19 protein-coding genes are annotated in these 19115 nt (G+C 60.0%); 13 read left to right on the top strand and 6 right to left on the bottom strand.

The window, feature by feature from the left end:
- The first annotated feature begins 12 nt into the window (after positions 1-12).
- The 12 genes from DA915_RS16955 (at position 13) to DA915_RS16900 (ending at position 10636) form a co-directional block, all read left to right on the top strand.
- A complete protein-coding gene (locus tag DA915_RS16955; protein WP_107676679.1) occupies positions 13-471 on the top strand; it encodes a tripartite tricarboxylate transporter TctB family protein in 459 nt (152 codons plus the stop codon).
- On the top strand, positions 468-1979 hold the full coding sequence (locus DA915_RS16950; protein ID WP_107676678.1) for a tripartite tricarboxylate transporter permease: 1512 nt from the start codon (positions 468-470) through the stop codon (positions 1977-1979). Before DA915_RS16955 ends, DA915_RS16950 begins: the two co-directional genes overlap by 4 nt.
- Positions 1980-2022: 43 nt before the next feature.
- Positions 2023-3009 carry a D-erythronate dehydrogenase gene (gene denD, locus DA915_RS16945; protein ID WP_107676677.1) on the top strand — a complete coding sequence of 329 codons (987 nt, stop codon included), beginning with the start codon at positions 2023-2025 and terminating at the stop codon, positions 3007-3009.
- A complete protein-coding gene (locus DA915_RS16940; RefSeq protein WP_020810699.1) occupies positions 3006-3761 on the top strand; it encodes an SDR family oxidoreductase in 756 nt (251 codons plus the stop codon). The genes denD and DA915_RS16940 overlap by 4 nt, the downstream gene beginning before the upstream one ends.
- 9 nt (positions 3762-3770) lie before the next feature.
- On the top strand, positions 3771-4706 hold the full coding sequence (locus tag DA915_RS16935) for a 2-hydroxyacid dehydrogenase (RefSeq protein ID WP_107676676.1): 936 nt from the start codon (positions 3771-3773) through the stop codon (positions 4704-4706).
- Positions 4707-4875: 169 nt separating this feature from the next.
- Entirely contained in the window at positions 4876-5679 is an 804-nt protein-coding gene (locus tag DA915_RS16930) for an SDR family oxidoreductase (protein ID WP_003505984.1), read from the top strand.
- Positions 5676-6383, top strand: a complete 708-nt coding sequence (locus DA915_RS16925; protein WP_003505985.1) for an amino acid ABC transporter permease — start codon at positions 5676-5678, stop codon at positions 6381-6383. Before DA915_RS16930 ends, DA915_RS16925 begins: the two co-directional genes overlap by 4 nt.
- Positions 6380-7141 (top strand): amino acid ABC transporter permease, encoded by a 762-nt coding sequence (locus DA915_RS16920; RefSeq protein ID WP_003505987.1) that lies wholly within the window; start codon positions 6380-6382, stop codon positions 7139-7141. The genes DA915_RS16925 and DA915_RS16920 overlap by 4 nt, the downstream gene beginning before the upstream one ends.
- Positions 7138-7902 (top strand): amino acid ABC transporter ATP-binding protein, encoded by a 765-nt coding sequence (locus tag DA915_RS16915; RefSeq protein ID WP_107676675.1) that lies wholly within the window; start codon positions 7138-7140, stop codon positions 7900-7902. The genes DA915_RS16920 and DA915_RS16915 overlap by 4 nt, the downstream gene beginning before the upstream one ends.
- A 33-nt stretch (positions 7903-7935) precedes the next feature.
- The gene (locus DA915_RS16910) at positions 7936-8772 is read left to right on the top strand and encodes an ABC transporter substrate-binding protein (RefSeq protein WP_026363393.1); all 837 of its coding nucleotides are present in this window, start codon (positions 7936-7938) and stop codon (positions 8770-8772) included.
- Positions 8773-8866: 94 nt separating this feature from the next.
- Positions 8867-9541 (top strand): 4-carboxy-4-hydroxy-2-oxoadipate aldolase/oxaloacetate decarboxylase, encoded by a 675-nt coding sequence (locus tag DA915_RS16905; RefSeq protein WP_107676674.1) that lies wholly within the window; start codon positions 8867-8869, stop codon positions 9539-9541.
- Between the two features lie 63 nt (positions 9542-9604).
- Positions 9605-10636 carry an L-idonate 5-dehydrogenase gene (locus DA915_RS16900; RefSeq protein WP_020810697.1) on the top strand — a complete coding sequence of 344 codons (1032 nt, stop codon included), beginning with the start codon at positions 9605-9607 and terminating at the stop codon, positions 10634-10636.
- A gap of 73 nt (positions 10637-10709) precedes the next feature.
- On the opposite strand, the gene DA915_RS16895 is transcribed toward DA915_RS16900, so the two are convergent.
- On the bottom strand, positions 10710-11651 hold the full coding sequence (locus DA915_RS16895) for a bifunctional helix-turn-helix transcriptional regulator/GNAT family N-acetyltransferase (protein WP_107676673.1): 942 nt from the start codon (positions 11649-11651) through the stop codon (positions 10710-10712).
- A gap of 234 nt (positions 11652-11885) precedes the next feature.
- Here DA915_RS16895 and DA915_RS16890 point away from each other — a divergent pair, with 234 nt between their 5' ends.
- Complete coding sequence (locus DA915_RS16890; RefSeq protein ID WP_003505998.1) at positions 11886-12230, top strand: hypothetical protein; 345 nt, start codon at positions 11886-11888, stop codon at positions 12228-12230.
- Between the two features lie 40 nt (positions 12231-12270).
- Here the strand turns inward: DA915_RS16890 and DA915_RS16885 are convergent, their stop codons facing one another.
- The 5 genes from DA915_RS16885 to DA915_RS16865 all read right to left on the bottom strand — a co-directional run bounded on the left by DA915_RS16885 (position 12271) and on the right by DA915_RS16865 (position 19107).
- Entirely contained in the window at positions 12271-13416 is a 1146-nt protein-coding gene (locus tag DA915_RS16885; protein ID WP_003519654.1) for an alpha-hydroxy acid oxidase, read from the bottom strand.
- 50 nt (positions 13417-13466) lie between these two features.
- Positions 13467-15128 (bottom strand): acyltransferase, encoded by a 1662-nt coding sequence (locus tag DA915_RS16880; RefSeq protein WP_107676672.1) that lies wholly within the window; start codon positions 15126-15128, stop codon positions 13467-13469.
- A gap of 5 nt (positions 15129-15133) precedes the next feature.
- Positions 15134-16999, bottom strand: a complete 1866-nt coding sequence (locus DA915_RS16875) for a DUF2264 domain-containing protein (protein ID WP_107676671.1) — start codon at positions 16997-16999, stop codon at positions 15134-15136.
- Between the two features lie 71 nt (positions 17000-17070).
- Complete coding sequence (locus DA915_RS16870) at positions 17071-18351, bottom strand: sugar ABC transporter substrate-binding protein (protein ID WP_003506006.1); 1281 nt, start codon at positions 18349-18351, stop codon at positions 17071-17073.
- Positions 18352-18399: 48 nt separating this feature from the next.
- A complete protein-coding gene (locus tag DA915_RS16865; RefSeq protein ID WP_065695008.1) occupies positions 18400-19107 on the bottom strand; it encodes a DUF624 domain-containing protein in 708 nt (235 codons plus the stop codon).
- Positions 19108-19115 lie beyond the last annotated feature (8 nt).

Raw genomic sequence — 19115 nt, 5'->3', positions numbered from 1 at the left:
GGGAGAAAAAACATGGCCGAACACAAAAACGGCTCGAAACTGACGGCGAATATTCTGTCCGGGGTCTTCTTTCTGGTGGCCGCCGCCGGGCTTTATTACGGCGCGCGGCCGCTGAGCATGGGCACCAATTTCCAGCCCGGGCCGGGCTACATGCCAACGGTCATCGCGGCATTGATGTTCGCGCTCGGTATCGCACTGCTCTTGCAGGATCTGTTGGGAAAGACACCTTCCGAAGCCTGGGTGGCCCCGAAGATGCGTCCGTTTCTGGCAGTGGCCGGCATTGCCGGTTTTGCGCTGCTGATCGAGCCATTGGGCTTCATCGCCGCCGCTTTTGTGCTGATCCTGCTCGCCTGCATCGCCTATGGCAGAATCCGGCCGGTTGAGGTGCTGCTGCTTTCCGCGGTGCTCATCCTCGCCTGCATCCTCATTTTCGTCGTCGGCCTCGGACAGAGGATACCCCTGCTGCCATGACCGATCTTCTTGCCAATATCGCCCTCGGTTTCGGTGTTGCTGTCACGCCGGTCAACCTTTTCTATTGTCTGCTGGGCGTCACGCTCGGCACGATGATCGGCATCCTGCCGGGCATCGGCCCTTCCGCGACCGTCGCGCTGCTTTTGCCCATCACTTATACGATGCCGGACACGGCGGCGTTGATCATGCTTGCGGGCATTTTCTATGGTGCACAATATGGCGGTTCGACTACGGCGATTCTCGTCAATCTGCCGGGCGAATCCTCATCCGTCGTCACCTGCATCGATGGTTATGCCATGGCCCGGCAGGGCAGGGCGGGGGTGGCGCTGGCCACTGCGGCGCTCGGGTCGTTTTTTGCCGGCACGGTGGCGACCATTCTGATCGTCGTGGTCGCAAAGCCACTCTCCGCCATTGCGCTTGCCTTCGGGCCGGCTGATTATTTCAGTCTGGTGATCTTCGGGCTTCTGTTTGCCGTGTTCCTGTCCAGCGGATCGCCGGTCAAGGCGGTCGGCATGGTCGCCTTCGGCATTGCGCTGAGCCTCGTCGGCATCGATCCGACATCGGGTGAGCAGCGTTTCACCTTCGGCATGGCGGAACTGTTCGACGGCATCGATTTCGTCGTGCTGGCCATCGGGCTGCTCGGTGTCAGTGAAATCCTTTTTAACCTGCAGCAGGGTGTGGAGCGTGATGCAGGAACAACAAAGACCGGATCGCTGATGCCGACCCGGCAGGATTTCAAACAGGCATTTCCGGCCGTCCTGCGCGGCACGGCGCTCGGCTCCTTCCTCGGCGTACTGCCCGGCGGCGGTGCGATCATGAGTTCTTTCGCCAGCTACGCGCTGGAGCGCAAGATCGCCAAGGATCCATCCCGGTTCGGCAAGGGTGCGATCGAAGGGCTGGCGGGGCCGGAAAGCGCCAATAATGCCGGCGCGCAGACCTCTTTCATTCCGCTCCTGACGCTTGGCATTCCCGCCAACGGCCTGATGGCGCTGATGGTCGGGGCGATGATGATCCAGGGCATCACCCCGGGACCGGAGGTCATGCAGTCGCGGCCCGATCTCTTCTGGGGGCTGATCGCCAGCATGTGGGTGGGCAATCTGCTGCTCCTGGTACTGAACCTGCCGCTGATCGGCATCTGGGTTCGGCTTCTCGGCATTCCATACCGCTTCTTGTGCCCCGCCATTCTGATGTTTTGCGCCATCGGGGCCTATGGGCTTTCCTACAGCGTTGTGGACGTTCTGTTCTGCGCGGTCTTCGGCATCGTCGGCTTCTTGCTGCGCAAGATCGGCTGCGAGCCGGCGCCTCTGGTTTTGGGCTTCGTTCTCGGTCCGCTTCTGGAACAGAACATGCGCCTCGGGCTGCTGATTTCGCAGGGCAGTTTCTCAACATTCGTCACCCATTCGATCAGCGCCACGCTGCTCGCTTTGTCCGGCATGGTCGTCATCATGATGGCGATGCCGGCGATCATGCGCCGCCGCGAGGTGGTGTTTCAGGGTGATGACGACTGACAATCAATCGAGCCGGTGCCGCCGGCCAAGCAAAGGTGAAATAATGCATATTCTGATAATCGGCGCGGCCGGAATGATCGGCCGCAAATTGACGCAACGCCTTTCTTCCGACAGAACGCTTGATGGTGCGAAGATTACCGAAATGACGCTGACGGATGTTTTCGAACCGGCCGCGCCGAAAGGCTTCGGCGGTGCACTGACCATCGAGCGCAGTGATCTGTCGAATGCCGGCGTGGCCGAAAAGCTGGTCGCAAAACGGCCGGATGTTATCTTCAACCTCGCCGCCGTGGTTTCGGGCGAGGCGGAAGCCGATTTCGAGAAAGGCTATCGCATCAATCTCGATGGCGGGCGCTCATTGTTCGAAGCCATTCGTCTGGAGCATCAGAAGGACGGATATCGGCCGCGCGTGGTCTTCTGCTCATCGCTTGCCGTGTTCGGCTCGCCATTCCCCAAGGTGATCGGCGACGAGTTCCTGACGGCGCCGTTGACGAGCTATGGCACGCAGAAGGCGATCGTGGAGCTGTTGCTTTCGGACTATAGTCGCCGCGGTTTCTTTGATGGCGTCAGCATCCGTCTGCCCACCATCTGCATCCGCCCCGGCAAACCGAATGCGGCCGCCTCCGGCTTCTTCTCCAATATCCTGCGCGAACCGCTGGTGGGTCAGGAAGCGGTGCTGCCAGTTGCCGATACCGTGCGTCACTGGTTCGCCAGCCCGCGCTCGGCGGTCGCCTTCCTGCTGCGCGCCGCGACGGTGGATCTCTCCGGGCTTGGCGTTCGCCGCAATCTCATCATGCCGGGGCTGTCGGCCACGGTTGCGGATGAAATCGAGGCGCTGCGCGCCTTTGCCGGGCAAAAGGCTGTAGCGCTTATCAAACGCGTTCCCGACGAGCGGATCATCCGGATCGTCGACGGCTGGGCCGAGGATTACGATCCGCAACTCGCGCTGTCGCTCGGGTTCAGGGCGGAGGCCTCCTTCGCAGAAATCATTCAGGCGCATGTGGAAGATGAGCTGGAGGGGAAAGCAGCATGAGTGATGGAAAGATCGCGCTCGTCACGGGTGGAGGAACAGGGGTCGGCAAGGCGATTGCCAAAGCGCTCCTGGAAGATGGTTACAAGGTCGCGATAACGGGCCGGCGGCGGGAGGTTCTCGACACTGCCGCCGCCGAATGGAGCGAACATAAAGACTGTGTTCTGGCCGTCGCGGCTGATATTTCCGCTCCGGCCGATGTCGAGCGGCTGTTTGCGGAAATCATCGGGCGTTTCGGTCGCCTCGATCTTCTGGTCAATAATGCCGGCATGTCCGCACCGGCGGTGCATATCGAAGATGTGCCGTTCGAAACCTGGAATGCCGTGGTCGGGGCTAACCTCACAGGGGCTTTTCTCTGCACCCAGGCGGCGTTTCGCCAGATGAAGACGCAGTCGCCGCAGGGTGGCCGCATCATCAACAATGGCTCGATTTCCGCCACCACGCCGCGGCCGCGGTCTGCGCCATATACCGCGACCAAACATGCGATCACCGGACTTACAAAATCGGCCGCGCTGGATGGCCGGCGGTTCAACATCGCCTGCGGACAGATCGATATCGGCAATGCCAGCACCGAAATGACGCGCGCCATGGCAACCGGCGTGCTGCAGGCGGATGGCAGCACCGCCATCGAACCGACCATCGATGCCGGCATCGTTGCCAAGGCCGTGGTGCATATGGCCTCGCTGCCGCTCGAGGCGAACGTGCTGACCATGACGGTGATGGCGAGCGGCATGCCTTTCGTCGGTCGCGGGTAAGGAGCGCGCATGAAGCCCGATCTTCTGCAAACCTATCCGCTTCAGCCGCAGATCGAAGCCGAACTGCAAAAGCGCTTCAGGGTCCATCGCTGGCACGAAATATCCGACAAGCAGGCGTTTCTTCAGGCGGAGGCGGCGTCGATAAAGGCTGTCGTCACCGGCGGCCATATCGGGGTTGCTCCTGAACTCGCTGCCGGTCTGCCCGCTCTCGAAATCGTTGCCATCAATGGCGTCGGCTTCGACAAGGTCGATCTCGACCAGGCCCGCGCGCGCGGTTTCAGGGTGACGAACACGCCTGACGTGCTGACCGAGGATGTGGCCGATCTTGCCATCGGTCTCTCCGTCATGCTGCTGCGCCAGCTTGTGCGCGCCGATCATCATGTCCGCTCCGGGGAGTGGAAAAGAGGCGAAATGCCGCTGGGTAACAAGGCCTCGCGGCGGCGTTACGGCATTTACGGGCTTGGCCGCATAGGCCGCGCCATCGCGGTGCGGCTGGAAGCTTTCAATGCGGAGATTTCCTATTTCAGCCGGCAAAAACAGGACGTGGCCTATGAGTATCATTCGACGGCCATGTCGCTCGCGAGGGACTGCGACGTCCTGATTGTCGCGGCGGCGGCAACGCCGGAGACCAAACACGCGATCAACCGCGAGGTGCTGGAGGCGCTGGGACCGGACGGTGTTCTTGTTAACGTCGCCAGAGGGTCTCTGGTGGATGAAAAGGCGCTGATTGATGTTCTTGTGGCAGGCGGGCTGAAGGGTGCAGCGCTCGATGTCTTCGAGAATGAACCGCATGTTCCTGAGGCGCTGATCGGCATGCGCAATGTCGTTCTCGCTCCGCATATCGGCGCTGCGACGCATGAGACGCGGCTTGAGATGGGCGCTCTGGTTCTCGCCAATCTGGATGCACATTTCGCGGGACGGGACCTGCCGACCGCAGTGGTCTAGAATGTGCTGGTGGCTGGCATCGGCAACGTACGCGCCATCGGCCGGGTTGCCGCATCGCCGAATGTGGCGCATTCGCCATCCATACAAGTTGCTTATTACTCCAAAAAAAATCGGTCTTAGGCAAGCGATGAAAGCTTCACTACTGTTTGCTCAACGATAGGGGACAAACATGCCATTCTCAGACTACAAGACCGCACTCGTAACCGGCGCATCTTCCGGAATTGGCGCTGCTGTCGTCGAGCGACTTTGCCGTGAAGGGCTGGAAGTGCATGCTGTTGCCAGAAGTGTGGACGCTCTCAACCAGCTGGCGAAGCGCACGGGCTGCTTCGCACATGCCATAGATGTGACAGACCGGGCGGCGCTCGCGAAGCTCACCAGTGAGGTGGCGTTCGATGTCCTCGTGAACAATGCCGGTGTCGACCGCCCGAAGAAATTTCTGGAAGCGGATGAGAGTGACATCGATCTCCTGATCGACGTCAACCTGCGCGCCGTGCTGCATCTCTGCCGCATGGTGGTGCCGGGCATGGTGGCGCGCGATCGCGGCCATGTCATCAACATCTCCTCCATTGCCGGCAATTATAATTTCGGTGGCAATTCCACCTATCACGCCAGCAAGGCAGGCGTGGCGATGCTGTCCAACCAGCTGCGCATCGATGCTTTCGGCAAACGCGTGCGGGTAACGGAAATCTGCCCCGGCCGCGTCGCAACCGACATCTTCAACCATGTTCATGGTGATGATCCGAGCATTCGCGAACGTTTCATCGATGGTTTCGAGCTGCCGCAGGCCTCCGATATCGCCGATGCGATCGCGTTTGCCATCGCTGCGCCCGTGGCCATGAATATTGGCCACATGGAAATTACCCCGACGCTTCAGGTCATGGGCGGTCTGCAGACGGCCAAGCCCCAAACGGTTGAAAATCGACCGACTGAAAATAAGGCTGCGGCGGGTGGAGCCGGAGGAAGAGTCGCGTGAGCGGTTTTGACCTCTGGGCAATTCTGAACAATGCGGACTACGTCTCGATGTTTTTGCATGGCATCCAGATGACGTTCATCATCTATGCCGGCTCATGGCTGCTTGCCATGTCGCTCGCCATCGTGCTGCTTGCCATCCGCCTGTCGCCTTTCCGCTTCGGTGATCCGCTGGTGGCGGCCTATGTGTCCTATCACCGCAACGTGCCGACGCTGGTGCAGCTGATGCTCTGGTATTTCGGCGTGTTCACGCTGCTGCCGAGCGGACTGGCCAGCTGGCTTTCGAGCCATAATGCCGAAGCGATCTTCGCCATTATCGGTCTCGGTCTTTGTCAGGCGGCATATTTCAGCGAGGATCTGCGCTCCGGCGTTCGTTCGATCAATCCCGGCCAGATGGAGGCCGCACGTGCGCTCGGGCATAGCTATGTCTCGGCCATGCGTTTCGTCATCATGCCGCAGGGCGTGCGTAATGCGCTGCCGCCGCTGATCAATCACAGCACGTCCCTCTTCAAGAACAGCAGTCTCGGCGTTCTGATCGGTGCACCGGAACTGACCCATGCCGTCAAGGAAGTCGAGAATCTGAGTTTCCGGACATTTGAGGTCTATCTGGTCGCCACCGTGCTTTATCTGTTCTTCTCGCTGCTGATCATGGGTCTTGGAGCCTATATCTCCATGCGCGCCGATCCTCTCCGGAGGGCACGGGCATGATCCACGACATGATCGCAATCATCCAGGATTACTGGCTGCTGCTCCTCATCGGCCAATATCCCAACGGGCCGCTCGGCGGGCTTGCCAACACGCTTATCCTGTCGGCGCTCAGCATCGCGCTCGCCTTTCCCGTCAGCATCCTGATGGCGCTGGCACGGCTGTCGAAATGGCGGCTCCTGCGCTGGCCGGTCACTGCCGTGGTCTATTTCACCCGCGGCGTGCCGCTGCTGATGCTCATTCTCTGGAGCTATTTTCTCGTTCCGCTCTGGACCGGCGCCGACGTGCCGAGCTTTGTCACCATGCTGACCACGCTCGTCATCTATCAGGGCGCTTTCATGAGCGAAGTCGTGCGCGCCGGCATCGTATCGCTGGGCACGGGGCAGATGGATGCGGCGCGGGCGCTCGGCCACGGTTATTTCAGCGCGATGCGTTACATCATCTTGCCGCAGGCGCTCTACAACATGATCCCGAGCCTGATCTCGACCTTCGTATCCACCATCAAGGACACGACCCTCGGCTACGTCATCAATGTGCCGGATCTGACCTTTGCGGCGAACCAGGTGAACAACCAGCTCCTGACCCAGCCCTTCCAGGTCTTCCTCATTCTGGCGCTGGTCTATTACATCATCTGCTGGTCGCTCACCCAAGTCGCCAATCTTCTCGAGCGCCGCATCGCCCGCCGGCGCGCCGGCCCGCGCGGCAAGCTTGCCGTTGACACCGCACCGGCCCCCGCCAATATCGTTACGGAGCAGCTATGACCGCGCCAGTTTCCGCCACTCAGGACTACACCATCACGCTTTCGCAGGTCTGCAAAAGCTATGGCGATTATCAGGTGCTCAAGGATGTCAACGAAAACGTCACCCGTGGCGAGGTCGTGGTCATCTGTGGGCCGTCGGGTTCCGGCAAGTCCACCCTCATCCGCACGATCAACCGTCTGGAGGAGATCAGCAGCGGCTCGATCATGCTGGATGGCAGGAACATCCATGCCCAGATGCGCGCCAAGGAGCTGAATGCGCTGCGCAGCCGTGTGGGTTTCGTCTTCCAGAGCTTCAACCTCTTCCCGCATCTTTCCGTGGTGGAAAATGTCTCCGTGTCGCCGATCCGGGTGAAGGGTGTTTCCCCGGCGGTTGCGCATGAAAAGGCGCTGAAGCTTCTCGATCGCGTCGGCCTTGCCGACAAGGCCGGTTCCTATCCCGCCCAGCTTTCCGGCGGCCAGCAGCAGCGCGTCGCCATTGCGCGGGCGCTCGCCATGGAGCCGCCGGTCATGCTGTTCGACGAGCCGACCTCAGCGCTCGATCCGGAAATGGTCGGTGAGGTGCTCGCCGTCATGAAGAGCCTCGCTGCCGAAGGCATGACCATGCTCTGCGTCACCCATGAAATGGGCTTTGCCCGTGAAGTGGCCGACCGCATCTGGTTCATCGATGCCGGGCGCATTCTCGAAACCGCGAAACCGGACGAGTTTTTCAAAAATCCGCAACATCCGCGTGCCCAGCGGTTTCTTGCCGATCTGAGACACTAGGACCCAACCTCTATAATAACAGGGAGAACTGAAATGAACTGGAAGTGCATTACTCTTACCGCCATATTGGCGACCTCGGCTGCGGTCATTCCGGCCAAGGCGGATCAACTCGATACGATCATTGCAAACAAGACGCTGCGTTGCGCGACATTCGCCGACGTCCCGCCTTTCGCCTCGCCGGACCCGAAGACGCGTGAAATGGCAGGCTTCGACGTCGATTTGTGCGGCGCTATCGCCAAGGAACTGGGCGTCAAGGCCGAGATCAAGCCGGTGTCGGTCGAAGCGCGCGTTCCAGAAGTCAAGCTCGGCCGCGTCGATCTCTCGGTGGCGAACCTTGCCTATACCCAGAGCCGCGCGGAACAGATCCAGTTCAGCGATCCCTATTATCTGGCTAAGGAAATGCTGATCGTTCCGGTCGACGACCCCGGCACCAAGAAGTCCGATTTCGTCGGCCAGCGCATCGCTTCCAGCAAGGGCTCGACGTCGGAACTCTCCGTCAAGCTCAACAAGTCCGAGCCGCTGACGTTCCAGGATACGGCGTCCGCCTATCTCGCCGTGCAGCAGGGCAAGGCGCGCGGCATCGTTGGCAACACCATGACGATGACCAAGTTCGTCAACGAATCCAAGACCAAGGGCAAGCAGATGCGCATGATCGAAGAGCCGATGCTCTTCCAGCCGATCGGCATTGGCATGGCCAAGGACAATCCGGCGCTGACGGCCAAGATCAACGAGATTCTCCGCAAGCTCGATGCGGATGGCGAGATCAACCGTATCTGGGACAAGTGGCTCGGCCCGAACACCGAATACAAGATGACGCGCACCGACAAGGTCGTGCCTCTGTCCGAACTGAAGTTCGATCCGATCCCCTGAGCCTCGGCTCAGCCTCGGCCATCATTCCATCCATTCAACACCATCATCGGTCGGCGAGACGTTCTCGCCGACGGTTTCAACGTGGGAGGTTTTCATGATCCACATTAAAGATATCGCGCAGCGTCCGGCCAAGGCGGATGTCGAAGCCCTAGCCAAATTCTCTCCCGCCACGATTCATGAGGCACAGGGACGTCGCGGCGCATTGTCATCGCGGCTGAAGCCGGTCGATTATCGCATGAAGCTCTGCGGTCCGGCCTTCACGGTCAAATGTGCGCCGCGCGACAACATCATGCTGCAGCTTGCCATCAACTATGCCAAGCCGGGCGACATCATCGTCGTTTCCGCCGGCGAATATGAAGAAGCCGGTTCGTTCGGCGACGTTCTCGCCAATGCCTGCCTCGCAAAGGGTATCGGCGGCCTGGTGACCGATACCGGCGTGCGCGACACGCTGCAGCTGCGAGACCTCGGTTTCCCGGTCTTCTCGCTCAGCGTCTGCATCAAGGGCACGGTCAAGGAGACCATTGCCGCGGTCAATGATCAGGTGATCGTCGGCGGCGAGATCATCAATCCGGGCGATATCATTGTCGGTGATGCCGACGGGCTGGTTGTCGTCAGACTTGATGAAGCGCAGGAAGCGGCCAAGCTTTCGCAGGCCCGTGAAGATGCCGAGGCCGGTTACATCGAAGCCTACAAGCAGGGCAAGTCAGTGATCGAGGTCAGCAAGCTCGAGGCCGTGCTGAAAGCCAAGGGCCTCGTGGTCGATATCTGAGAAATCCGGGGAATGGCCTGGCGGCATTAGCCGCCATGCCGAACCCTCATGGGAGGAGAGACTATGAAAGCGGTCGTCATCCACGCGGCGAAGGATCTGCGGATCGAGGAACGGCCGGACGAACAGCCCGGCCCGGGACAGGTCGAGGTCGCCATCGAGGCGGGCGGCATCTGCGGCTCCGACCTGCATTATTACAATCACGGCGGTTTCGGCACCGTGCGCGTGCGTGAGCCGATGATCCTTGGCCATGAGGTGGCCGGTACCATCAAGGCTTTGGGAGAGGGGGTTTCCGGTCTAGCTGTTGGCGACCGTGTTGCCGTATCGCCGAGCCGGCCCTGCAACCATTGCGAATTCTGCCTGAAGGGTCAGCAGAACCAGTGCCTGAACATGCGCTTTTATGGCTCCGCCATGCCCATGCCGCATATTCAGGGCGCATTCCGTCAGCGTCTCGTCGCCGAAGCATACCAGTGCCACAAGGTGCGGGATGGCGTCTCCATCCATGAAGCGGCCATGGCCGAACCCTTCGCGGTAACGCTGCACGGCGTCAACCGCGCCGGCGCATTGACCGACAAACGTGTTCTGGTCACCGGCTGTGGGCCAATCGGTGCGTTGGCGATCATTGCCGCCCGTGCTCATGGGGCTCGGGAAATCGTCGCGACCGACATCATGGATGCGGTTCTGCAAAAGGCGCTCGCCATCGGCGCCGACCGCGTCATCAATGTGGCGAGCGACCCGGATGCGCTCTCCGCCTATTCGGCAAACAAGGGTTATTTCGACGTTCAGTTCGAGGCGTCCGGAAATGAAAGAGCCGTCCGTTCGGGTCTCGAAGCGCTGAAACCCCGCTCTACCGTGGTTCAGCTTGGCCTCGGCGGCGATGTGTCCATTCCGCAGAATATGGTGGTTGCCAAGGAAATCGAGATGAAGGGCACGTTCCGGTTCCATGAGGAATTCGGACTTGCCGTCGATTTCATCAACCAGCGCCGCGTCGACCTGAAGCCCCTGCTGACTGGAACCTTTCCATTGGAAGAAGCGGTTGCCGCATTTGAAGCCGCCGGTGACAGAAGCAGGTCGATGAAGGTTCAACTCGCCTTTTAACGGGCGCCGTTCCCTGGTTTCGAAACGGTCGCAGGAAGATTTCGATTGCGGCCGTTTACGCGCGGTTGAAAGATCATTCGGGCCGTGGCCGGACGAAGCGCTGTTCCAGCACCTCGCTTCCCCATTGGCTGCCCGGATGTTCCTCGACACATGCGAAACCATGGGCTTCGTAAAGGTATCGCGCGGCCAAAAGGCCGTTGAATGTCCAGAGGTGGGTTTCGGCAAACCCTCTTTCATCAACGAAGGCCAACGCAGTCTCCAGCAGTCTGCGTCCCACACCGCCACCGCGTACGCCGTCATCAACGATGAACCAGCGCAGATGCGCAATATCCGCTCCGAGATCTTCACCATCGATAGCGACGGAGCCGATGATCTCCTGTCCGCGCATTGCGACCCAGATCGCATTCTTCGGGCTTTCGAGCCGGTTGCAGAAAGCCGCGAGGCCTTCGGCCACGACGGATTCGAAACGCTGGCCGAAACCGGATGTCCGGGCGTAATAAAGCGCATGCATCTGCGTGATACGGGCAATGATACCCGGCCTGTACCCCTCCTGGATCTCTATGGAGGGAGCAACGGTATCGGTCCGGTCTCCCAGCGCATCGGCGTAAAGACGGAGCCCTTGGAGGATCGTGTGGGCATCCGCCGACGTAAGCTGCGTCAGGGCGTCGGAGACCTGCCGGTTCGCAAAGCCGTGAATGGCGCCCGCCTTCTCCTGCCCTTTCCCCGTCAGACGCAACCGCTTGATACGGCTATCCTCCTCATCCGTTTCTTCGCGAACATCGCCGGACAGCACGAGCTTGCGCAGCATGCGGCTGACACTCGATTTTTCAAGCCGCAGCAGCTTTCCCAGATCCCGCGCCGTGATGTTGGGGCATGTCTCGATCTCGATCAGTGCATGCACGGCGGAGGGCGGCAGATCGGTGCCGGCAAAATCTCCGCCCATGAAGCCGAGTTCGCGGACGAGCCGGCGCGAGGTGGAGCGGATATCGCTTACGGGGAAAGGTTGCCGGGACACGGTCGATCCATTATGGTTGCATCATGCAACCGTAATCACATTCTGCTTCGCTTGCCAAGATTGCTGCCAACGTAAAAGGCTGGCTTTCTCAGCAAAAGCGGGCAATCTGCTCTCCCGGTCGCCGACAATGGTGGCTAAACCGATATCATTGGCAAGATGGATGGTCGCTGAGACCGTACGGTGGAATTTCCCGGCCGCGTTCGCGGCAGTTGATTATCCGGCTATGGAGCAGGCATGCCCGACACGCCCCGATTTTTCCGTTATGCGGTTTTGGCCGCCATGTTTCCCGTGGCCGTCCTCGGCCTGGTGGCGACTCCGAACGAATATCGCGCCATCGGCATGGAGGCTGTCGATTGCGATGGCCCCATATCCGTTCTGATTGCCGCCGTGCCGGCGCTTGCGGTCTATGCAATTATCGGCTGGATGTTTCTCTCCGGAGCCAAGCGCCATCGGTCGCTGATTTCAGCCTGTTTTTGTGGACTTGTGTGCCTGGCGCTCGTCTGGAATATCGGCATGGCGCTTCAGGAGCAGCGACGAAACGCGGCTGAAATGGCATGCGGTTTCAGTGGTCGATTGTGACCGCGCTCCGCTCAAGTCCTTCTGTAACCGTCCTGCCTGCTCAACGGAACCGAAGGTTTCGGCGTGTGAGCTGATCGACGGAGGTGCAACCCATCAGCTTCATGCCGCGCTCGATTTCGATACGCATCAGCTCAAGCGCCCGTTCCACGCCCGGTTGTCCGGCGGCGGCAAGGGGGAAAAGGTAATAGCGGCCGAGCCCCACGGCTTTCGCGCCGAGAGACAGTGCTTTCAGAACATGGGTGCCGCGCTGCACACCGCCATCCATCATCACGTCGATCCGGTCGCCGACCGCATCGACGATCTCGGCCAGTTGATCGAAGGCGCTGCGGGAGCCATCGAGCTGGCGCCCGCCGTGATTGGAAAGCACAATGCCGCTGCAGCCGATTTCCACGGCGCGTCTGGCGTCATCCACCGACATGATGCCTTTAAGGCAGAACGGCCCGCCCCATTCGCGCACCATCTGCGCCACATCGTCCCAGTTCATCGAAGGGTCGAGCATGTCGGTGAAGTAGCGGCTGATGGAAAGAGCGCCGCCGTCCATTTTGATGTGGTCATCGAGCTGCGGCAGGCTGAAGCGCTCATGTGTCAGGTAATTGATGCCCCAGGCCGGCTTGATGGCGAATTGCGCGATGCCGGAAAGATTGAGCTTGAACGGAATGGCAAAGCCGGTGCGTTTGTCGCGCTCGCGGTTTCCGCCCGTGATGCTGTCGACGGTCAGCATCATCGTCTCGACACCGGCGCTCTTGGCACGCGCCATCATATCGCGGTTGAGGCCTCGGTCCTTGTGGAAATAGAACTGATAGACCTGTGGGCCGCCGCTGATCCGGCGCGCTTCTTCCAGGCTCGTGGTGCCGAGCGAAGAGACGCCGAACATCGTGCCGTATTTCCCCGCCGCTGCCGCAACCGCCCGTTCCCCTTGATGATGGAAGAGGCGTTGCAGCGCCGTCGGGGAACAATAGACCGGCATGGACAGCTTCTGCCCCATGACGGTGACCGACATATCCACATCGGCCACGCCCCGCAGCACATCGGGAACGAGATCGCATTTTTCGAAGGCGGCCGTGTTTCGCCGATACGTCACCTCGTCATCGGCAGCACCGTCTATGTAATTGAAGATCGGTCCGGGAAGACGCTGTTTGGCCATGCGGCGAAAATCGTGGAAATTATAGCAGTCTTTGAGTTGCATCTGTTACCCGACCGGTCCGGTTTGAAAGCTTTCAAAAGAGTATCGGAAACCTATACCGGAGATTTAGGGCGGGCAATCATGCCATGGACGATTTCCGCAGGCTCAAAGCGATGGATGCCGCGAGGTCGGAACGGCAAGAGCTGTTCTGCACCGAGAAGCTTCGCTGAAAGCCAGAGAACCGACATCCACATTTCCGTGCCCTGCAGCCCGGCCGGGTGCCCCTCGGCGAAGGCAAAGCCCTTGCCTCTTTGCCAGCGCGCCTCATTTCGGCGCAGAATTTCCCGGGCTATCTCCTTTGCCTCATCTTGCCGGTGATCCGTCTGTTTCAGGCAGAGAAGAAGGGGATGGATCGTATCGAGCAGGTTGCAGGCATTAAAATTCTCGCCATGAAAACCGCCATAGGCATGATAATTGGCGATGACGGAGTCTATTGCTGCTGCCGGATAGGGAACGGGCAGGCCGAACTGGGCATGGGAGCCGCGGGTAAGCCGGTAAAAGCCGTTGACCGGTTGCAGCAGGCCCTGTGTGGAGGTCGGCTCACCCCAAAGCCCGATGGTTTTCTCCACGTTCATGGCCAGCCAGCCGAAGAGAACGGTGAGATTGTCGCCGGATGTGAAATAGCGCCTGTTGACATAAAGCGCGGTGGCGATGGCGTCTATGGTGGCGCCGCAATGCCATGCCCGGCTTTGCCACGGCAGTTTTTCCAGCAACAGGATGAGTTCGTCGGCACGGAGATGCTCGACGAAAGCGATCGGCTGTTTCGGCGCGGCGCCGAAACATTCAAGCGCATATCCGACCGCCAGAATATTGTAGAGGACGGCAGGGTCCTTCTCGGGCGGCGTTAACGGGCGGTGGTCACCGGCGAAAAACAGTCCGGTTTCCTGATCCTGCAGGGCCTGAAGGCTGGCCACGGTTTCTCCGGCATCGAAAGCGATATCCTCCTGTCCGAAGGCCGCCGCGATCTCGATCGCATCGCACAGATGCCTGACGCTTTCGACCTCATGTCCGGATGCATCGGCGGAACGATAGATGCCATCTTCGCCATAGGAGCGGATGGCGGCAAGCCAGTCGCCGGCAATCTCCTTGCCGAGTTCTTGCAGCAGATGATCGGGCAGCTTCGGTGCGGCCGCTTTTCCTCCGCGGTATCGCAGAACCCGGGCGGGAACGCCGCCTGCAATGGCCATGGCGGGAATGTTTTTCGCCACCACCGCGCCTGCGGCGATAACAGCGCCGCGTCCTATCTTCACGCCATCAAGCACAACCGCATTGGCGCCGATCCAGACGTCGTCACCAATCTCTATCCCGAGCGAGGTCAGCGGTTGGCGATAGATCGGAGTTTCAATGTCGTCGAAACCATGGTTGAAGCCGACGATGCTGACATGTGAGGCGATACGCACGCCGTTGCCGATCGTCACCTTGCCGGAAAGACAGGCATAGGGATTGATCGAGACATTTTCACCCAGTTCGATATTGCCGCGCACGATTGCATAACCGGCGACCCACGACTGCGCACCCATCAATAACCTGTCCGTATGCACCTCGGCCTTGTCGGCAATGTAAACGCCCTGCTCGAAAACGGCGTTGGCGGAGCGCTCAAGGCCGCGCAGCCGCGCCTGATGGTCGGGGCTGTCGATATCCTCCTGCTTCCGCTCCCAGGTCAGGATGTTCAGCCGATCCGGCCTTTGGGAAACACCCGGTGTGTCGTCGGTCATCTCCGTCAGCCTGCGCGGTTTTCATCGAGAGCATGGGCGGGGACGCGCCGTCCTTCCCGCTTGAACATCTTTTCCAGCCCTGCGAGATCAGGAATATCGGGAAGGGCAGCCAATGCAGCCTCTGCCTCTTTGCCGACCGGCAGTGCCATGGCCATCGTCACCAGCAGCGTGTCGCCGGAGGCGAGGGTGCCGCGCAATTGCGGAACAAGGGTTCTGGCGTGGATAAGGTTGGTATTGGCGATCGCCTGATGGCATAGGCCTTCGCGCCGAATACCAGCCGAAAGATCGGCGATGAGGCTGGTGTCAGTCTGTCCGTAACAGACGGCGCGACCTTCGCCCGCCTCGGTGCGGTCGCTATTGAAATCGGCCCGCTCTATGGCAAATCCGCCTTCTGATGTTTGCAAGGGGCGTGGGGTGCGGATGCGGTGCAACCTTATGTGCCAGGGGTTTTGCGGCACGAGCCAGGTCTCGATCTCGACATCCGCCCATGGCCGCCAGCGGGAATAGAGGCAGTCTTTGGCAATCAACGCCTCTTCCATCGTCTCGCGGGTGCGGAAGTGCACCCCATCGTCGGAAAGGCCGAGCATGCCGTCGAAACTCGCGGCGGCAAAATGCCGGTCATCCGCTTCGATATTGAAGGCATAACGGGTGGAATAGACGAATTTCGAATATTTTTCCTGCGCGCCGCGCATCCTGTCGTGCTGCTGTCCGGAGGATAGAACCACGATATTGCCGGGTGTATGAAAGGCCACCATGCCCGGCTCCGGTAAGGCAACCGGTTCGCTAAACGCCTGCGGTTCGGCCTCTTCCGCAGCCCAGAAGGGATGATCGGCGGGCAGCGCCAGCGGCAGGAAAAATTTAAGCGCCCAATAGGGCGAACAGGGAGAATTATAGCTCTCGCTCATCAGAAGGTTCGGATAGGCGTATCCAACTGACAGGACGCCATCGCGATCGGCGATAGGCCGCTTCGACCACCAGCGGATATGGCGCATGTAGTAGCCCTTTATCTCCGGCCACGGCAGCGCTTCCAAACCTGAAAAGGCGAGAGCGCCCCAGAAACCGCCTGCAGCAAAACGATAGGTCTGGCTGCGCCCGAAGGCGAGCGAGGCTCCGTCCGGCCCGAACCAGTGGCGCATGTCGCGGGCGAAGATGTGCGAGCGTTCCAGCAACCGTGTTTTTCGCGCGTCGTCCCCTTTTGCCAGCACGGTATAGATCAGACCGTAAAAATGCATGGCGAAGGGAATATAATGATCGACCCGGCGCACCGGCCCGTCTCGATACCAGCCATTGCCGATATCGAAAGCCTCGAGCTCATCGAGATAGGCTTGGGTTTTGGTCCGGTCGAAATCCACACCCACCCTTTCCAGTCCGAGATCGATCAGGACGCGGAAGAATTTCCAGTTATTGTCGACGAATTCCCGCTCGCGGGCGGCCAGCAGATAGGCGGCGACAGCCTGTTTGTCCGTTTCGGCGAGTGGCTCCCAGATATGCTCGGGAACCATGGCGAGCGCAAATCCTATGGCCGCCAGTTCGACCAGCCGCTGATGACGGTCGGCGGTATCGCCCCAATATTCGGGGTGAGCCGGGTTGGCGCCATTGGCCAGTCCACGCCGATAGAGATCCCAATGCGGAAAGTCATAACCACCGGCGGCAAGCGGGACGATGCCCCATAATGGCCGGGCAAAACCCTCCAGTTCCGCCGCAGGAAAATCGAAAATCGCCCCGGTTGCACCGAGCCGTACACGCGCGCCGCCGGGCGAAAAACAGGCAAGCAGCGGGTTGAAGAGATCGATCACCGCCTTTGCGAGATCGTCCCTGCTGCGAAGCGGGTTGTGAAAGAGTGGATTGGCTTTGGCGGTCTCGTGAGGCACGGTTACGAATGTCCGGAATTCATGATCAAAGGAAAGGGCCGCGGGCTTATCGCCCGCGGCCCCCGCGATAATTATTTGATGGCTTTGACGCCGTCATTCATGTCCTTGATGCCGTCATCGATGGAGATATTGTCGGTCATCAGCGCGTCATGCACGCGGTTCAGAACGACCTCGATCTTGGCTGCATTCGGGTTGACCGCCATTTCCAGATAGGCCTTGCCCGCCTGCAGCGCGTCCTTGCTGTTCTGATCCTGCGGAAAGCCCGGCAGCGCTGCGATCTTCTGAGCTACATCGTCGGTTCTGAGTGCAGGGAAAGTGCCGGTGGAGGCGATGATCGCCGCACCCTCAGGTCCGGTGACGAAGTGGATGAAATCCAGCGCTGCTTCCTTGTGGCCGGAGTTGGCATTCACCGACAATCCGGCAATCTGCGCAGCCGTCGCGCCTGCCGCGACCCCATCCGGATGGGGGAATTTCACGATACCCCAGTTGGCGCTTTTCGACTCGCCCGATTTTACCTTGGCGATCTGGGTTCCGACGAACCATGTGCCCATGGGCAACATCCCGATCGTTCCGTTGAAGAACAGGGCGGAATAGTGGGTGTTGGATGTTTTCAGCGAGGCATAGGACGGTATCGCGCCGCTCTTTTGCAGGGCAAGTGCCCGCTCATACCAGGGTTTCAGGAATTCATAATTGCCGTCCACCAGCGTGTGTTTGCCATCCTGAATTCCCGGCAGCTGCACCGTCGAACGCCAGGTGTGCAGCAGCGCGCCATAGGTGCGGTTGGCGCCCATGCCGCTCTTCAGCTTGCCGGCGATTTCATCGAATTGCGCCCAGCTCATGTCATTGCTGGGGTAAGGCACGCCCGCCTTGTCGAAAATATCCTTGTTGTAATAGACCACCCAGAAATCCGAGCGGAACGGCAAAGCATAAATCTTGCCATCGATGGTCAGTTCCTCGATCAGGCCGCCATAGGGGGCCGTCTCGATCTTCTGGTCCTTGATGAAGCCGCTGAGATCGGTGATGTTGCCGGCGCGCACCAGATTGGCGTAGCCGGGCACATCCTTGATGGTGACGACATCAATATCCTTGGAGCCGCCGGTCAGCTGCGTGGATATCATCTGCGTATAGTCCTGCGAGCCGAGGTCCACCACCTCGAACGTCACATTCGGATGCTTCTGCTTGTAGGCCTCCATCAAGGGCTTGAAATAAGCGCCCTTATCCAGATCCCACAACGCCCATTTAAGCGTGACGGGTGCATCACCCGCAGCAAGCGCGGTTCCTCCCATGCCGATCGCAATGCCGAGACCGGCGGTTGCGAGAGCAAATGCACGTCTGGTTGTCGTAAACTCCATAGCCCGTTTCTCCTTCCCTGACTGATGTCGTTTTGATTTTGGTCTGCCTTAAGTGCCGCTCCCCGCCGGTTCGGGCATCCGCACACGCGTTTTCGCGGCGGCGTTTCTCGCCGCGAAACACAGGGCGAACATGCCGAGCGAAAAATTGATGGTTGCCGGCATGAACACGGACACCGGATAAAAAAGGATATGTGCGAGCCAGAGCGCTGCGACGAACCCGAGCGCCGCCAACATCGGCAACGGTTTCGTGAGTGCAAGAAATGCCGCCTGCCGCAGGGTTTCCGAAAGCGGCAGGTCCTGCTGCCTGGCCAGAACAACACTGGCATAGGCACTGAGGAGGATGAGGAATAGCGTTACCGCCAGGCTGATCGCAAAAGGCAGGCTGTAAGCGAGCTGAAGCCGGGCGGCCCCGGCATAACTGACAGTCGCATAAGTACCGGCGCTCACCAGCAATGCGCTTAACACCACAAGCGCGGTGCCGCGCAGGGCGAGTTTTCGCAGGGCTTCGAGAAAGTCACGTAGCAGATAGGTATTTTTATCGTCCGCGAAGGACACACAGATGCGGGCCATGGCGAACATCGCCGCCGGCATCGTCACCACCGGCAGACTGGCGATGATGAAGAGGATGTTGAGCTTCACCATCTCCCACCATTCGCGTTTGAGGATATCCAGGAAGAGCGCAAGGCCGGTCAGCGGCGGGGCGTTCTTGTCGATCCCGGCTCCTTCCTTCGTCCATAACCCTTCCAGCCATTGCATCGCGTTTC

This window comes from Agrobacterium sp. LAD9 (assembly GCF_003031125.1).
Taxonomy (GTDB): domain Bacteria; phylum Pseudomonadota; class Alphaproteobacteria; order Rhizobiales; family Rhizobiaceae; genus Agrobacterium; species Agrobacterium radiobacter.
The sequence above is the reverse complement of the archived record's forward strand: the minus strand, read 5'-3'. Positions and strand labels throughout refer to the sequence as shown.

Coding starts and splice junctions, on each gene's coding strand:
- DA915_RS16955 (WP_107676679.1), top strand. CDS start 13: ATGGCCGAACACAAAAACGGCTCGAAACTGACGGCGAATATTCTGTCC.
- DA915_RS16950 (WP_107676678.1), top strand. CDS start 468: ATGACCGATCTTCTTGCCAATATCGCCCTCGGTTTCGGTGTTGCTGTC.
- denD (WP_107676677.1), top strand. CDS start 2,023: ATGCATATTCTGATAATCGGCGCGGCCGGAATGATCGGCCGCAAATTG.
- DA915_RS16940 (WP_020810699.1), top strand. CDS start 3,006: ATGAGTGATGGAAAGATCGCGCTCGTCACGGGTGGAGGAACAGGGGTC.
- DA915_RS16935 (WP_107676676.1), top strand. CDS start 3,771: ATGAAGCCCGATCTTCTGCAAACCTATCCGCTTCAGCCGCAGATCGAA.
- DA915_RS16930 (WP_003505984.1), top strand. CDS start 4,876: ATGCCATTCTCAGACTACAAGACCGCACTCGTAACCGGCGCATCTTCC.
- DA915_RS16920 (WP_003505987.1), top strand. CDS start 6,380: ATGATCCACGACATGATCGCAATCATCCAGGATTACTGGCTGCTGCTC.
- DA915_RS16915 (WP_107676675.1), top strand. CDS start 7,138: ATGACCGCGCCAGTTTCCGCCACTCAGGACTACACCATCACGCTTTCG.
- DA915_RS16910 (WP_026363393.1), top strand. CDS start 7,936: ATGAACTGGAAGTGCATTACTCTTACCGCCATATTGGCGACCTCGGCT.
- DA915_RS16905 (WP_107676674.1), top strand. CDS start 8,867: ATGATCCACATTAAAGATATCGCGCAGCGTCCGGCCAAGGCGGATGTC.
- DA915_RS16900 (WP_020810697.1), top strand. CDS start 9,605: ATGAAAGCGGTCGTCATCCACGCGGCGAAGGATCTGCGGATCGAGGAA.
- DA915_RS16890 (WP_003505998.1), top strand. CDS start 11,886: ATGCCCGACACGCCCCGATTTTTCCGTTATGCGGTTTTGGCCGCCATG.
- DA915_RS16885 (WP_003519654.1), bottom strand. CDS start 13,416: ATGCAACTCAAAGACTGCTATAATTTCCACGATTTTCGCCGCATGGCC.
- DA915_RS16880 (WP_107676672.1), bottom strand. CDS start 15,128: ATGACCGACGACACACCGGGTGTTTCCCAAAGGCCGGATCGGCTGAAC.
- DA915_RS16870 (WP_003506006.1), bottom strand. CDS start 18,351: ATGGAGTTTACGACAACCAGACGTGCATTTGCTCTCGCAACCGCCGGT.
- DA915_RS16865 (WP_065695008.1), bottom strand. CDS start 19,107: ATGCAATGGCTGGAAGGGTTATGGACGAAGGAAGGAGCCGGGATCGAC.